This window comes from Amycolatopsis sp. NPDC058340, assembly GCF_042723975.1.
Classification (GTDB): domain Bacteria; phylum Actinomycetota; class Actinomycetes; order Mycobacteriales; family Pseudonocardiaceae; genus Amycolatopsis.
Map to the genome: position 1 here is coordinate 208,317 of NZ_JBHXIB010000001.1, position 14,941 is coordinate 223,257.

General features: G+C 69.0%; 11 protein-coding genes. 2 read left to right on the top strand and 9 right to left on the bottom strand.

Annotated features, from left to right (window positions below; genetic code table 11):
* The first annotated feature begins 73 nt into the window (after positions 1-73).
* Positions 74-1,381: an amidohydrolase family protein gene (locus ACFWIW_RS01050; protein ID WP_378366523.1), complete on the top strand. Its 1,308-nt coding sequence runs from the start codon at positions 74-76 to the stop codon at positions 1,379-1,381.
* 50 nt (positions 1,382-1,431) lie between these two features.
* Here ACFWIW_RS01050 and ACFWIW_RS01055 read toward each other — a convergent pair whose 3' ends face one another.
* From ACFWIW_RS01055 to ACFWIW_RS01090, 8 genes are all read right to left on the bottom strand, one after another.
* Positions 1,432-2,118 (bottom strand): SDR family oxidoreductase, encoded by a 687-nt coding sequence (locus ACFWIW_RS01055; RefSeq protein ID WP_378366524.1) that lies wholly within the window; start codon positions 2,116-2,118, stop codon positions 1,432-1,434.
* Positions 2,119-2,213: 95 nt separating this feature from the next.
* Positions 2,214-3,941, bottom strand: a complete 1,728-nt coding sequence (locus ACFWIW_RS01060) for a hypothetical protein (RefSeq protein WP_378366525.1) — start codon at positions 3,939-3,941, stop codon at positions 2,214-2,216.
* Positions 3,942-3,994: 53 nt separating this feature from the next.
* A complete protein-coding gene (locus ACFWIW_RS01065) occupies positions 3,995-4,612 on the bottom strand; it encodes a class I SAM-dependent DNA methyltransferase (protein WP_378366526.1) in 618 nt (205 codons plus the stop codon).
* Positions 4,613-4,711: 99 nt separating this feature from the next.
* Positions 4,712-6,331 carry an SdrD B-like domain-containing protein gene (locus ACFWIW_RS01070; protein ID WP_378366527.1) on the bottom strand — a complete coding sequence of 540 codons (1,620 nt, stop codon included), beginning with the start codon at positions 6,329-6,331 and terminating at the stop codon, positions 4,712-4,714.
* Positions 6,332-6,443: 112 nt separating this feature from the next.
* Entirely contained in the window at positions 6,444-8,546 is a 2,103-nt protein-coding gene (locus ACFWIW_RS01075) for a PhoX family protein (protein WP_378366528.1), read from the bottom strand.
* Positions 8,547-8,725: 179 nt separating this feature from the next.
* Positions 8,726-10,768: a PhoX family protein gene (locus ACFWIW_RS01080; protein WP_378366529.1), complete on the bottom strand. Its 2,043-nt coding sequence runs from the start codon at positions 10,766-10,768 to the stop codon at positions 8,726-8,728.
* A gap of 98 nt (positions 10,769-10,866) precedes the next feature.
* Positions 10,867-12,084 (bottom strand): MFS transporter, encoded by a 1,218-nt coding sequence (locus tag ACFWIW_RS01085; protein ID WP_378366530.1) that lies wholly within the window; start codon positions 12,082-12,084, stop codon positions 10,867-10,869.
* Positions 12,074-12,532 carry a MarR family winged helix-turn-helix transcriptional regulator gene (locus ACFWIW_RS01090; protein WP_378366531.1) on the bottom strand — a complete coding sequence of 153 codons (459 nt, stop codon included), beginning with the start codon at positions 12,530-12,532 and terminating at the stop codon, positions 12,074-12,076. The genes ACFWIW_RS01085 and ACFWIW_RS01090 overlap by 11 nt, the downstream gene beginning before the upstream one ends.
* A 230-nt stretch (positions 12,533-12,762) precedes the next feature.
* On the opposite strand from ACFWIW_RS01090, the gene ACFWIW_RS01095 reads away from it, so the two are divergent.
* Complete coding sequence (locus ACFWIW_RS01095) at positions 12,763-13,401, top strand: HAD family hydrolase (RefSeq protein ID WP_378366532.1); 639 nt, start codon at positions 12,763-12,765, stop codon at positions 13,399-13,401.
* Between the two features lie 423 nt (positions 13,402-13,824).
* On the opposite strand, the gene ACFWIW_RS01100 is transcribed toward ACFWIW_RS01095, so the two are convergent.
* Positions 13,825-14,907 carry an inositol-3-phosphate synthase gene (locus ACFWIW_RS01100; RefSeq protein ID WP_378366533.1) on the bottom strand — a complete coding sequence of 361 codons (1,083 nt, stop codon included), beginning with the start codon at positions 14,905-14,907 and terminating at the stop codon, positions 13,825-13,827.
* Between the last annotated feature and the right edge of the window lie 34 nt (positions 14,908-14,941).

Below are 14,941 nucleotides of genomic sequence, written 5' to 3' on the forward strand. Positions count from 1 at the left end.
CGTTCACGCGCAAGCCGCGTCCTGGCGACGAGATGGCGGTCGGCGCGATAAAGGGCACCCGTAAGCTCGGTTCATGCAACGCCGTTTCCACGCTCCTGTCGTTCTCCCCGCCGACCCCGCCTGCTCGTTGCTGCGTGACGCCGTGGTCGACGTGGACGAGGCGGGGCGGATCACCCATGTCGGTCCCGCGTCCGAGGCGCCCGAAACGTCCGCTCCCGTCACCCGGTTGAGCGGCATCCTCCTGCCCGGTCTGGTCAACGCGCACGCGCACAGCCCGATGACGCTGCTGCGCGGGATGGGCGGCGACCTGCCGCTGCTGCCGTGGCTGACCGAGATCATCTGGCCGGCCGAAGCGAAGCTGAAGCCCGCCGACATCCGCACCGGCATGCTGCTGGGCTCGGTCGAGATGCTGCGGCACGGTGTCACGACGAGCGCGGAGATGTACTTCGAAGGCGAGCAACTCGCCGACGCGGTGCTCACCACCGGTGGCCGCGTGGTGCTGGGCCCGCCGATCATGGAGCTGCCCGGGATGGATTGGCGCGCGATGCTGACGAGCATCGAACGCTGGATCGACACCGACGGCCTCCGGTTCGGGCCGGGCGAGCGGATCGAGGTCGGCTACGGGCCGCACTCGGCGTACATGCTGAACGAAGAGGCGCTGCGGGCGACCGCGGAATCGGCGGCCGAGCGGGGCGCGCTGGTGCAGATCCACGTGGCCGAGGCGGCGCTCGAAGACGTCAAGCAGCGTGAAGAGCACGGCTCGGTGCCCGCGCTGCTGGAGAAGGTCGGGATGCTGCGAGGCCGGACGCTGGCCGCGCACGCCATCCACCTGTCCGACGAGGACATCGCGCTGTTCGCCGCGCGTGGGGTCGGGATGGCGCACTGCCCGGGCTCGAACGCGAAGCTCGCTTCGGGCATCGCGCGCGTGACGGAGCTGCGGAAGGCGGGCGTCGCCATCGGGATCGGCACGGACGGCCCGGCGTCGAACGACGACATCGACCTGTGGGAGGAACTGCAGCTCTCGGCGATGTTCGCGCGGCTCGCGACCGGCGACTCGACCGTGCTGACCGCGGCCGACGCGTTCCTGCTCGGCACCCGCGGCGGCGCGGACGCGCTGGGCCGGACCGACATCGGCGCGCTGGAAACCGGCCGATGGGCGGACATGGTGCACGTCGACCTCGACGACCCCGCCTTCGCGGCGGGTATCGACGTGCCGGACGTGCAACTGCTCTCGAACCTGGTGTGGGCCGCGGGCTCACGCCGCGTGCGCGACGTGTGGGTGGCGGGCGAACAGGTCGTCGGCGACGGCGAATCCCTGCGGGTGGACCGCGCCCAGGTGCAAGCCGAAGTCGCCGACACCTCTGCGCGCCTTCGCTCCTGATCTCGTGAGTGGTAAGGACGGTTAGAACCGTCCTTACCACTCACGAGGCGTCAGACCAGGCCCCGCGGCCGCAGGATCACCTCGGTCGGGTGCGCGTCCCCGGTCGCGGAGACCGCGGCGAGAACGGCGGCCGCGACGGATTCGGGGCGCAGGAAGCGTTCCGGCTCATAGGCGCGGCCCTCGTCGGCGACGATCGCCTGCTGCATTTCGGTGTCCGTGCGGCCGGGGTAGATCGACGTCACCCGCAGCGCGGACTCCTCCTCCCGCAGGGAGTCGGCGAAGGCACGGACGGCGAATTTGCTCGCGGCGTACGGTCCCCAGCCCGGGCGGGCGTTCTGCCCGGCGCCCGAGTTGATCACGACGACGTGCCCCTTCGAAGCACGCAGCGCGGGCAGGAGCCGCCTGGTCAGCGTGACCACCGCGAGCACGTTGACCTCGAAGTTCGCCCGCCAGTCGGCGTCGGTCGCGGTCTCGACCGTGCCGAGCCGCGCCACACCCGCCGAGTGCACCAGCACGTCCAGCTCGCCGAATTCGGCCGTCGCCGTTTCCAGCGCCTCGTCGTCGGTCAGGTCGATCGGCCATGGCCGCGCGTCAGGCAGCGTGCCCGCGAGTTCGCCGAGCGCGTCGGCGTCGCGACCGCCGAGCAGCAACCGGTGGGTCGGGGCGAGCGCGCGGGCGACCGCGGCACCGATGCCGCGGGTGGCGCCGGTGACCAGAGCCAGGGGGAGATCAGCCATACCCGCCACGCTAGTACGGCGGTCTCGCGTGCTCGAAAGCGTATCTCGCGTGATTGAAGGCGGAACTCGCGTGATTGGAGGGCGATCTCGCGTGATCAGGGGGCGCACACGACGGGCGGGGTCGCCACCCGCGGGAACCGCACGGAGCCGCGCGTGAAAGACCCGACGAAGTTGTCCGCGAACCGTCCGGCGGTCAGCGGGTCCCGCACCGAGGCGTCGATCGCCACGAGGGCAGGGCAGTCGAGCGCGGCTCGGGCGGCGGCGACGTCCTCGGCGCGGGCCGGGCCGCCCTCGGCGATCGGGAGCCGCGCCGAATTCGCCAGCTCCCACACCGGCGGCAGCCATTTCTGGTGCCCGGGACGGCCGTTGGGGAGCGACGTCGAATGCGCGGCGAACGGGTTCGCGAGGCCGTAGCCGTCGCGCAGCCGCATGTCGAGCGGGATCAGCAGGCCGAGTGCGCCCATGCTGTCCGCGGCGACGGTGACGTACGGCCGGTCCGTCGGGTACGCGTACCAGCGTCTGGTCGCGTAGTCCTGGACCAGCACCGCCGGGCCGGCCACGCCGTGGACGGCGTCCAGCGCCGACGGCATCAACGGGTGGTCGGCGTAGTCGTCGGCCAGGACAGGGTGTTCGTGCCCGGTCGACCGCGACCAGAACGACCGCTCGTCCGTGACGCCGACGGCGCGCGGAGAATTCGAGTACGCCGGACGAAGCGACGCGGCGGCCACGAACGCCCAGATCCCGACGACGACCAGGAACGCCACGGTCAGCCTCGTCACCGGCAGGGCCAGCACCGGCAGCAGCAGGCAGAACAGCGCCGGGAGCAGCATGCGGCCGTGCATGAAATCCCCGCCGACGCGGATCACGTACCCCGCGAGCAGCACCGCCCCGACGAGCGGGACCGCGGTGAGCACCACGAACGTCTTGTCCACAGTGGACGAAACCGTGACGGCCGCGACGGCGAGCACCAGCAGCGGGAGCCACAGCCAGTACGGCTGGACGAGATCGACCAGATACGCCCAGCCGCGGGCCCAGTTCGCCTCCGACGCTTCCTTGACCAATGCGGTGTTCGGCGTCAGCAGACCGTAGTAGCCCATGCGGAACACCTGATACGCCAACGGGAGCGCGACCGCCACGGCCAGCAGTCCCAGCGCACGACGGCGTCCCGGCCGCACCAGGACGAGCAGTGCCACCAAGGCGACGACGCTGAAGAGTGCGAGGTCCGGTCGCACCAGCGGCCCGAGGCCCGCGACCAGCGCGACCGGCCAGGTAGGCAGATCGTCCACTGTGGACGCCCGGCGGACGAGCAGCCACCAGGTGCCGCCCAGCCACAGCGTGATCAGGCCGGTCTCCAGCCCGGACGTCGCGAAGTCACGGAACGGCGGCAGCGCGCAGACCACCAGTGCCCCGGCGGGCGCGAGTCCGTGGAACGCCAGCGGCTGGTAGAGCCGCCGGGCACCGTCCAGGCCGAAGAACAGCCCGGCGACCGAGAAGACCAGCCCGGTGACCACGGAGATCCACTCCAGCGGCACTCCGGGGACCAGCCCGAGCACACTCAGCACCGCCGTCCACAAAGGACTGGTGTTCGTCTCGACGCGTTCGCCGATGTTGAACACCGGCCCGTTGCCGGCAAGGATCTGGCGGACCGTCCGAAGCACGATCAGCCCGTCGTCGCTCATCCAACGACGGCGCCAGGCCAGGTCGGCGTAGACCATCAGCACCAGGCCGAACCCGAACCACGTCCAGGTCGACGGCCGCCGGAACCAGGCGCGCGAAGGCCACTCGGGCGTGTTCTCACCCGTGGTCGTGTTCGTCTGCGTCATGACCCCGCCCGGCTCGGTTGCGTGCGCAGGAGATCAGGTCCGCGGGCCGCGCGTCAAACCGCACGGGCGGCCAGACAGGACTGTGGCCATTTCCTCCCTTCCATGGTCAGCCGCGCGGTGACCTCGAAGCCCGCCTGGACCAGCAGGCCGGCGACCACGCCGGGATCCAGCAGGTAGGCGTCGTAGCTGACCGGATGGCCGTACGCCGTTTCCGGGCTCAGGCGCTCGTCACCGACGTGGAATCCGACCAGCAGGCGGCCTCCGTGCGCGAGCGTGCGGCGGAACTCCGCGAACACCGCCGGGAGCTCCTCCGGCGGCAGGTGGAAGATCGACCACCAGGCGACGAGGCCGCCCAACGATCCGTCGGCGAAGTCGAGGGCTGTCATCGATCCGACGGAAAACCGCTGGTCAGGGAACTGGCGACGGGCCACTTCGATCATCTTCGGCGACAAGTCGACACCTGTGACGTCGACGCCGAGCGACGCCAGGTGCGCGGTGACGTGGCCGGGACCGCAGCCGACGTCGGCGACCGGGCCGGGTACCTGTTCGGCGAACGCGGCCAGCATCGCGCGGCTGATCGGCTCCTGGTCGAAGAGCCGTCCGACACGGGGCGCGTAGTCCTCGGCGACGGTGTCGTAGGACTCGCGGGTGGCGTCGAGATGTGTGGTCACGGTTCGCGACGGTAGCGGCACCCACCGACACTCGTGATCAGAAGGCGAACTCGCGTGATTGAACGGCGATCATGCGTGATTGGAGGCGGAACTCGGCGATCACGGGTCGAGCAGGCCGGCGTCCCTGGTCAGGTCTTCCGGGGAGCTGGGGGAGGCGACCGGTGTGCAGCCGGTCGCGGGATCCGCCGCCGAGTCGGTGCCGTTGTGGTGCGCGGCACCGGAGCGGGTCAGCTGACGTGAGCCGACGTCGAAGCACACCTGGTACGCACCTGGGGCCAGGCGCTCGAAGGCGTATCGCCCGTCCGGGGCGGTGACGGTGGAGCCGACCTCTTTGCCGGAAGCGTCCTTCAGGGTCACTTTCACGTCCGGGACGCCGAGTTCATCGCGGCTTTGGAGACCGTCCTTGTCCTTGTCCAGCCACACGAAGTCGCCCAGCCTGCTCGTCGGCGCGTTCAGCCCCGCCGCGAGCGTCAGGTCCTGCCGTTTGCGAGGGCCGACGGCGGTGGTCGCGGTGCAGCCGGTCGCCGGGTCGGCGTCCGAATCCTTCGCGTCGTCGCCCGCGTCCTTGGCCGTATACGTGTACGGAAGCCCGGCGATGTCGAAGCAGACCTGGTAGATGCCGTCCTTCAGCTTGGTGAAGCGGTACTTTCCGCCGGCGTCCGTGGTGATCGTCCCGAGTGCCTTGCCCGACGCGTCCTTCAACGTCACCTTCACGCCCTGAACGCCCGGCTCCCCGGCGTCCTGCAGGCCGTTCCGGTCGACGTCGTCCCAGACGAACTCGCCGATCTCGTCGATCGCGGGCGGCGGGGTGACCTTGATGGTCGTCGTCGCGGTCTTCTTCGGCAGGGTGCCGCTGGAGACGGTCACCGTGCTGACGTGGCCGTTGTCCGCTTCGGTGACGTTCTTGTGGTCGCAGGTGACGGTCGCGGACTTGCCGCTGTCGAGGGTCGCGATCGGCGCGGGTTTCACGTCGCAATACGGGTCTTCGACCTTGATGTCGGTCAGCGTCGTGGTGCCGTCGTTGGTGACGGTGAACCGGTAGTTCGCGGTGGTGCCCGCTTCGATGGTGGCCGTGGCGCCCCAGGCGCCGCTCGCCGGATCACGAACCTCGGCCTTCGCCGAGAACGAGGCGACCTGCAGGTGGACGCAGTCCCACATGACCCAGTTGCGGTCGGTGGCGGCGAAGAACTTCACCGAGCCTGCCGACGGCGGTGCGGTGGACGGCGGGAAATCCTGCCGCACCAGCGCGCCGTCGGTTTCGACGGCGTGGGTGACCTTGAGCTTGTTCTCCAGAACGACCTTGCCGGACCCGTCGTAGAACCGGAGTCCCGTCTCCTGGACGGCGTCCGCGCGCCGGAGGTTTTCGTCGTTCGTGCCGGTCCAGTCGGTCAGGGTGTAGACGGCGCCGGGCACGAATTTCAGTGCCGCGTAGGCCGTGCTGACCATCTTGTCCGGGGTCGCGATGAGGGCGTATCGGCCGCCGTCGGGTTGGTAGCCGCTCGCTGTCGACAGCCGGGGCTGCTTGCTCCTCGGCGTGCCGGGTGGCACCGGGGCGGCCGGGCTGAACGTGTACCCGGCGGGCGGGCTGCCCTGCTCGACGCTCGGATTCGGCGCGGCGCCGCCGGCGCAACCGGACGGGACCGTCGCCGCCTGCGCGTACGAAGTGACGAGGCCGGAGACGAGCGCGCCCGCCGCGATGAACACCAGTGCCCTTTTCACAGGGCTGAAGCTAATGAGCGCGACAGGCTTCCGTCATCACCGAACGGTGTCGTCCGGCGCCCCGATCAGGCAGAACAAGTCTCGCCGAGAGTGATCGGGGCGCCGGAGACCGCTACTTGACGCCGATGCGGCCGACCTGGCCCCAGCGGCCCTTCTTCCACACCGAAACGATCGACGGCCGCGGCTGCGAAGTGCCGCCGTCCGGCCAGTGCGACGTCGGGTTCGCGGAGCTGTCCGCGTCTTCACCTGGGTGCTGCACGGCGACGAGCACCAGGTGATCGGTCACCACCGGGCCACAGCATTCCGCGCCGACCGGGACCGACAGGAACTGCTTGACGTGCCCGCGTTCCGGACCGTCGACCGGCACCGAGAACAGGCCGTCGTGCGCGCCGAGCGCGTTGCCGTCGGTGGAGATCCACAGGTTGCCGTGCCGGTCGAACGCGACGTTGTCCGGGCAGGAGATCGGGCTGACCTGCTCCTTCGGGAAACCGCCGAAGTAGGTGTCCGCCGTCTTCGGGTCACCGCAGACCAGCAGGAGCCGCCACGAGAACTTCGTCGAAGCCGCGTCGCCGCGGTCTTCTTCCCATTCGAGGACGTGACCGTTGCGGTTGTTCGGCCGCGGGTTCGCCTCGTCGACGTTCGCCTTGCCGGCGGGGCCACGCTGGCTGTTGTTGGTCAGCGCGGCGTAGATCCGGCCGTTGACCGGGTTCGGCTCGATGTCCTCGGGCCGGTCCATCTTGGTCGGCTGGACCTTGTCCGCCGCCTCGCGGGTGAAGACGTAGACCTCTTCGGCGGTGAAACCGTCCACAAAGGACTTGTTGCCGGACGCCAGCGGGATCCACTCGCCGACACCGTCGAATTCGCCGTCCGCCGGGAGTTTCCCGGTGCCGTCGATCTCGGAAGCCGGGCTGTCGCCGGTGAAGCGGGCGACGTACAGGGTGCCGTCGTCGAGCAGCGCCGAGTTGTGGCGGCGCGCGTGCGCGCTCTTGCCCGGCTTGTACTTGCCCTTGGAGACGAACTTGTAGATGTACTCGAAGCGCTCGTCGTCACCGGAGTAGACGGCGACGCGGCCGTCCTTGGTGATCTTGATGTTCGCGGCCTCGTGCTTGAACCGGCCGAGCGCGGTGTGCTTGATCGGCGTCGAGTTCGGGTCGTTCGGGTCGATTTCGACGACCCAGCCGAACCGGTTGGCCTCGTTGGGCTCCTGCGCGAGGTCCCAGCGCTTGTCGAACCGCTCCCACTTACGGGTGCTGGCGGTGCCGGAGAAGCCGTACCGCTTCAGCCGCGCGGCGGCGACCGGATCGGTGACGCTCGCCGCGTTGGCGAAGTACTGGTTGACGTTCTCCTCGCCGGAAAGCACGGTGCCCCAAGGGGTCACGCCGCCGGCGCAGTTGTTCTGCGTGCCGAAGACCTTGCGGCCGGTCGGGTCCGCGGAGGTCTTGAGGTACTTCGAACCGGCGGCCGGGCCGCGCACCTCGAAGGCGGTGTTCAGCGTGATGCGGCGGTTGAACGGGCTCGGCGTCACACGCAGGGCGCCGCCGATCGGGTCGCGGAAGGCCTGGACGACCGAAAGGCCGTGCGCGGCCCACGCGATCTTGACCTGCTCCTCGGTCGGGTTCTTCGGGTCGTACTGGTCGGCCGGGAACATGTGGACCTCGGTGGTGTACTCGTGGTTCACCACCAGCAGGTTGCGGATGCCCAGCGGATCCTGCGGGATCAGGCCGACGAAGTCGCAGTTGTAGCCGAACTGCTTCGCCTGCGCGGCCGCGGTCTGCTTGTGGAAGTCGAACTTCGGCGCGCCCCACTCGACGGCGTCGCCCCAGCGGATGACGACACGCTGCTCGTAACCCTCGGGGATGGTGATCGCGTCGAGGGTGTTCGGCGGCACCGCTTCGAAGTCGGTGCCGGGCACCGGACGCCCGGGACGGCCCGGCTTGCCGTGGCCCGCGGCGGAAACGTCAGCCGGGGTTTCGGCGGCGGCCGTACCGGACAGCGCGGCGAAGCCACCTGCGGCCGCGGCCATCACGGCGCCCGCCTTCAGCGCGCCACGGCGGGACAGCATGTTCTTGACGACGTCGCCGAAGTACTCGTTGTCCGACGTGTTCGGCTCGGGGTGGGCGCACGCGTTGCCGCAGCGGTACTCGCAGGTGACCGCGGAGCGGCCACCGGGGTGGGAGGTGATCAACGGCAGGAGCCGCTGAGGCTCGAAGGACACAGGGCCTCCATGGTCGCGGTGGGTACACGTAGTCCAGTCGGGGGAACGTCGTGACGGTAAGCGACCAAAACGATCCAGCTCTGGCCAGAAGATGAACAGCGCGAGAACGAGCGATGGCGCGCTGCCGAGCCAGGCAGCGCGCCATCGACCAAAAGTACTGCTAGATCGTTGCTTTTCGACTAGGAACCGATATCCGCCAGGCCATGCCTGCCGGGTTTCCACACCGCCACGACCGAGGGACGAGGCTGGGTTTCCCCGCCGTCCGGCCAATGAGAGGCCGGTTTGTCGGCGTTCGCGCCGTCCACTTCACCCGGATGCTGGACACAGACCGTGACGATCTTCCGCTCGACGATCGGGCCGCAGGTCTCCGCGCCGCGGGGCACGGTGAGGAACAGCTTCAGCTCGCCGCGGTTGCGGCCCTCCAACGGCACGGAGTAGAGGCCGTCGTTGATGCCGAGCGCGCCCGCCGAGTCGGTGGAGATCCAGAGGTTGCCGTGCCGGTCGAAGGCCACGTTGTCCGGGCTGGAGATCGGCGACACCTGATCCTTGGGGAAGCCGGCGAAGTAGGTGTCCGGCGAGGCCGGATCGCCGCACACCAGGAAAAGCCGCCAGCTGAACGTCAGCGCGAGCGCGTCCCCGCGCCGTTCTTCGAGCTCCAGGACCTGGCCGTGTTTGTTGTTCAGCCGCGGGTTGGGCTCGGTGGCGCCTTCCTTGCCGGGGTTGCCGCGCTCGACGTTGTTGCTCAGCGCGCAGTAGATCCGGCCGGTGTACGGATGGGCCTGGATGTCCTCGGGACGGTCCATCTTGGTGGCGCCGACCCGGTCGGCCGCCTCGCGGGTGAAGATGTACACCTCTTCGGCGGTCATTCCGTCCACAAAGGACTTGTCACCGGACGCCAGCGGGATCCACTCGCCGCCGCCGTCGAATTCCCCGTCGCTGGGCAGTTTGCCGGTGCCGTCGATCTCGGAGGCCGGGCTGTCACCGGTGAACCTGCCGACGTAGAGCGTGCCGTCGTCGAGCAGGGTCATGTTGTGCCGCCGGGCGTGCGTGCTGTTCCCCGGCTTCATCCGGCCCTTCGAGATGAACTTGTAGATGTACTCGAAGCGTTCGTCGTCGCCTGAGTAGGCGACCACACGGCCGTCCTTGGCGACGCGGATGTTCGCCGTCTCGTGCTTGAACCGCCCGAGATGCGTGTGCTTGACCGGGGTGCTGTCCGGATCGTGCGGATCCAGCTCGATCACCCAGCCGAAGCGGTGGGCCTCGTTCGGTTCCCTGGCGATGTCCCAGCGCGCGTCGAACCGCTCCCACTTACGGGTGGTCGCGGTGCCCCTGATGCCGTACCGCGCGTAGCGCTTGCGCTTCACGGGGTCGGTCACCGTTTCGGCGTTGCCGAAGTACTGGTTGATGTTCTCCTCGCCGGACAGGATCGTGCCCCACGGCGTGACGCCGCCCGCGCAGTTGTTCATCGTGCCCAGCACCACCGTGCCGGTCGGGTCGGCGGCGGTTTTGAGCAGGTCGCTGCCCGCCGCCGGACCCGTCACTTTGAACGGCGTGTGCAACGTGATCCGCCGGTTGTAGCGGGACATCTTCGGCCGCAGGTGCCCGGTGTCGCGTCCGCGCGACACCTGGACGACGGTCAGCCCGTGGGCCGCCCACGCGATCTTGACCTGTTCCTCGGTCGGGTTGTCCTTGTCGTAACCGCGGAACATGAACTCTTCCGAGGTGTACTCGTGGTTGGTGACCAGGAGCGACGAGAGGCCCCAGTGGTCGAGCGGCAGCAGCGCGGCGAAGTCGCAGTTGTAGCCGAACTGCTTCGCCTGCGCCTCGGCGGTCTGATGGTCGAAGTCGAACTCCGGCGCACCGGGCAGCACCGCGTCACCCCAGCGGATGACGATGCCCTGCTCGTAGCCCTCGGGCACCACGACGGCGTCGAGCGTGTTCGGCTGCACCCGCTCGTAGTCGGTGCCGGGTGGCGGTTTCGGCCGTCCCTCGGGCGCGGCGGACGCCGGCGCGGCGAGCGCGATGGGCGTCCCGGCGGCCAGCGCGACGACGGCCGTCGCCTTCAGCGCGCCACGGCGGCTCACCGCGCCCAGCACGTCGGCGAAGGTGGGATTGTCCGAGGTGTTCGGCGCGTCGTGGAAGCACGCGTCGCCACAGCGATAGGTACAAGTCACTGACGCCCGGCTTGGTGAGTGGCCGGCCAGTAACGGAAGGAACTTCACGCGGACCTCCGCATCTGCAGTTCGGGAGGTCGACGCTAAGGCACCGGACCGACGGGAGGAAACCCCTCGTTGGTCCGGTGTTCACCCTTTGTTCCGATTTACATCTCTTCGCCGACGAGGACCGCTTCGGCCGGGATCGTGCGCGGGTCGGCGGTCTTCTCGCGGATCGTCAGCAGGGCACCGGCGAGCACGCACAGGATCGCGGCGATCACGAACGGCGCCTGCTTCGCGCCGAACCACTCGGCCAGGTGACCGACGACGGTCGCGGCGACCGCGCCGCCGAGCCACCGGCAGAAGTTGTACCCGGCGCTCGCGACCGGACGCGGGGCGCCGCTGATCGACATGGCCGTCCCGGTGAAGAGCGTGTTGAGCAGGCCGGACACCAGACCGGACAGGATGATGCCGACCACCAGCACCGGCTTGCTCGGGATCGCCATGATCAGCAGCAACACGGCGTAACCGAAGACGGCGACCACGGTCGCGTGCCGCTCACCGAGCTTCGCGGCGAGCTTCGGCGCCAGCACCACACCAGCGACGGCGACCGAGAGGCCCCAGCCGCAGAAGATCAGGCCGACGGCGACGGCGCTCCACTCCAGCACGAACGGCGACCAGGCCAGCACCACGAAGAACGCGGCCGTGTACAGCGCGGAACCGATCGAAGTGCGCAGCAACCCGCCGTGCTTGAGCGCGCGGAACGGGTCGAGGAGGCGGATCTTCGGCCGCGTCTCCTTCGCGTCACCGGTCAGGAAGATCGAGCAGAGCACGAGACCGCACAGCATCAGCAGCGAAGTGCCGAGGAACGGGCCGCGCCACGAGATGCTGCCGAGCAGCGCGCCCAGGAGCGGGCCGACCGCGAGACCGACGCCGAGCGCGGCTTCGTACAGCAGGATCGCGCCCGCCTGGCCGCCGGTCGCGGCGCCGACGATGACCGAGAGCGCGGTCGCGATGAAGAAGGCGTTGCCGAGTCCCCAGACCGCGCGCAACCCGATGAGCTGCTCGATCGACCCGGACGCGGCGCACAGCGCGGTGGCGACGACGACCAGCGTCAGCCCGACGACCACGGTCCGCTTGGCCCCGAACCGGGCGGTCATCGCGCCGGTGACCAGCATGGCGACCGCCTGGACGCCGAGGTAGCTGGAGAACAGCAGCGTCACTTCGGACGGCGTCGCCTTCAGGCCTTCCGCGATCGACAGCAGGATCGGGTCGACCAGCCCGATGCCCATGAACGCGATGACCGCGGCGAACGCGGTGATCCATACCTGTTTGGGCTGTCCCTTGACGGCGTCCAACAGGCTCGAGTGGGGCTCAGCGCTCATCGCGGATCAGTTCCTCCTTCTTGTCTTCGTGCAGCAACTTGGTGAGGGCGGGGAGCGCGGCTTCGATCGCGGAGCGGTCGGTCTCGTCGAGTTCGAGGAGCCGTTCGCGGAGGAATTCCTCCCTCGCGACGATCAACTGGCGATGGAAGCGCTGCCCGACCTCGGTGACCTCGACGAGTACGGCCCGGCCGTCGGCGGGATCGCGGCGGCGGCTGACCAGGCCCAGCCGTTCGAGACGGCGGACGACGTCGGTCATCGTCGGCATCCGGACCCGTTCCAGTTCGGCGAGCGTGCTCATCCGGCGCGGACCGCCGTTGAGCAGCTCCGACAGCACCGATCCCTGCGTGAGGGTGAGCTGCACCTGCGGGGTCTCCCGGCGGACGAGGTAGTACAGCCGGAACACCAGCGGGCGGAGCCGGTGGGCGAGATCGGCGACTTTCGTGGTCACTTAGCCATGCTAACTAAAATTACTGAGCATGGCTAAGTAATCTGCCGCACAGGTTTGCAGCGCCTAGGCGATGTCCTGTGGGTCTGTTCGATGGGCTTCGTGATCCAGGTGGTTCGGGCGGATCGGCCTCGTACCGGGTCGTACTCGGCCGCATCCGCCCGTGCCGTCAGTGACCGCCTGGGCGCGAAGACCGCGGGCAGGCCCACAGGACAGCGCCTAGGGTTGAGGGTGTGGAAGCGGTGATCTTCGATCTCGACGGTGTCCTGGTGGATTCGGAAACGATGTGGGACGAGGTCCGCCGGGCGGTCGTCCACGAGTTCCACGGCACCTGGCGGGAGGAATCGACCAGGGCCATGCAGGGGATGAGCACCCCGGAATGGGCCGCCTACCTGGCGCACGACCTGGGTGTCCAGCTGCGGCCCGAGGACGTCGCGCAGGTGGTGATCGACCGGATGGCGCGGCGGTACGCGGAGAAACCGCCGATCATCCCGGGCGCGCCCGGCGTCGTTCGCGAGGTCGCGAAGCACTGGCCGGTGGCGATCGCGAGCTCTTCGCCGCCGCTGCTGATCAAGGCGTTCCTCGACATCACGCGGCTGCCGGTGCCGACGGCGGTCTCGTCGGAGCAGGTCGGCGCGGGCAAGCCGGCGCCCGATGTGTATCTGAAGGCGGCCGAGCTGCTGGGCGCGGAGCCGAAGAACTGCGCGGCCGTGGAGGACACCACGAACGGGCTGCGCGCGGCGCTGGCCGCGGGGATGGCGGTGTACGCGGTGCCGAATCCGCATTTCCCGCCGGATCCGGCGGTGCTGGAGCAGACGACGGTGGTCCCGGTGATCACGGACCTGCCGTCGGTGCTGCTCAAAGAGGGCTGAAAGCGTCCTTCACCGCGTCGCATGCGGCGAAGGGAGCCTTCATGTACTTGAGCCCCCGGACATCGGCGTCGAGTCGGCCAGGTCTCGTGAGTGGTGAGGACGCTTAGACGCAAAGGTGTCCAGGTACCTACTGCCAGTGCGCAGGTGGCGGCGTCGCGTGACTGACCGGACGACACACGTGACTGGAGGGACGACACGCGTGATCGGGCGGACGACTCGCGGCGGAACCCGGCCGCGGTCGTGTCGTCCCTCCAGTCACGCGCGTCGTCCACCGGATCACGCGTGTCGTCCGGTCGGTCACGTGACATCGCCGGTTCTGAGCCGAGGGACGGTCGACTCCCGTCGGAAAGCCGGAAATGACGAAAGCTCCCTTCACCGCCGGAGAAGCGGTGAAGGGAGCTTTCAGCACACGTCAGAGAACGGTCACGCCTCGCCGGCGATGAACTTCTCCACCGCGTCACGGGCGGTCGCGTCGTCGTACTGCTCCGGCGGCGACTTCATGAAGTACGAGGAAGCCGACAGGATCGGGCCGCCGATGCCGCGGTCCTTCGCGATCTTCGCGGCGCGCACGGCGTCGATGATGATGCCCGCCGAGTTCGGCGAGTCCCACACCTCGAGCTTGTACTCCAGGTTCAGCGGCACGTCGCCGAAGGCGCGGCCTTCGAGCCGGACGTACGCCCACTTGCGGTCGTCGAGCCACTGCACGTAGTCGGACGGCCCGATGTGGACGTTGCCCTTGCCGAGCTCGCGGTCGACCTGCGAAGTGACCGACTGGGTCTTCGAAATCTTCTTCGACTCGAGCCGCTCCAGCTCCTTCATGTTCAGGAAGTCCATGTTCCCGCCCACGTTGAGCTGCATCGTCCGGTCGAGCTGGACGCCGCGGTCTTCGAACAGCTTCGCCAGCACGCGGTGCGTGATGGTGGCGCCGACCTGGGACTTGATGTCGTCACCGACGATCGGGACGCCCGCCGCGCGGAACTTCTCCGCCCACTCGGGGTCGGAGGCGATGAACACCGGCAGCGCGTTGACGAACGCCACACCGGCGTCGATGCACGCCTGCGCGTAGAACTTGTCGGCCTCTTCGGAACCCACCGGCAGGTAGGAGACGAGCACGTCGACCTCGGCCTCGCGCAGCGCGGCGACGACGTCGACCGGAGCCTCGTCGGACTCCTCGATGGTCTCGCGGTAGAAGCGGCCGAGACCGTCGTAGGTGTGACCGCGCTGCACGGTGACACCCAGCGGCGGCACGTCGGCGATCTTGATGGTGTTGTTCTCGCTGGCGAAGATCGCCTCGGACAGGTCGCGGCTGACCTTCTTGGCGTCCACGTCGAACGCGGCGACGAACTCGATGTCGCGGACGTGGTACTCGCCGAACACGACGTGCATCAACCCGGGCACGCGGGTGCCGGCATCCGCGTCGCGGTAGTACTGAACGCCCTGGACCAGTGAGGCCGCACAGTTGCCGACGCCCACGATGGCCACCCGAACGCGGCGGTTCTCGCCCATGCCGGTTTCTCCTTCATTAGTCCAACAGTTGTAG

What these genes read in the sequence shown, in the direction of transcription:
- ACFWIW_RS01060 (WP_378366525.1), bottom strand. Translation starts at nt 3,941, where the DNA reads ATGACGCAGACGAACACGACCACGGGTGAGAACACGCCCGAGTGGCCT.
- ACFWIW_RS01050 (WP_378366523.1), top strand. Translation starts at nt 74, where the DNA reads ATGCAACGCCGTTTCCACGCTCCTGTCGTTCTCCCCGCCGACCCCGCC.
- ACFWIW_RS01100 (WP_378366533.1), bottom strand. Translation starts at nt 14,907, where the DNA reads ATGGGCGAGAACCGCCGCGTTCGGGTGGCCATCGTGGGCGTCGGCAAC.
- ACFWIW_RS01055 (WP_378366524.1), bottom strand. Translation starts at nt 2,118, where the DNA reads ATGGCTGATCTCCCCCTGGCTCTGGTCACCGGCGCCACCCGCGGCATC.
- ACFWIW_RS01085 (WP_378366530.1), bottom strand. Translation starts at nt 12,084, where the DNA reads ATGAGCGCTGAGCCCCACTCGAGCCTGTTGGACGCCGTCAAGGGACAG.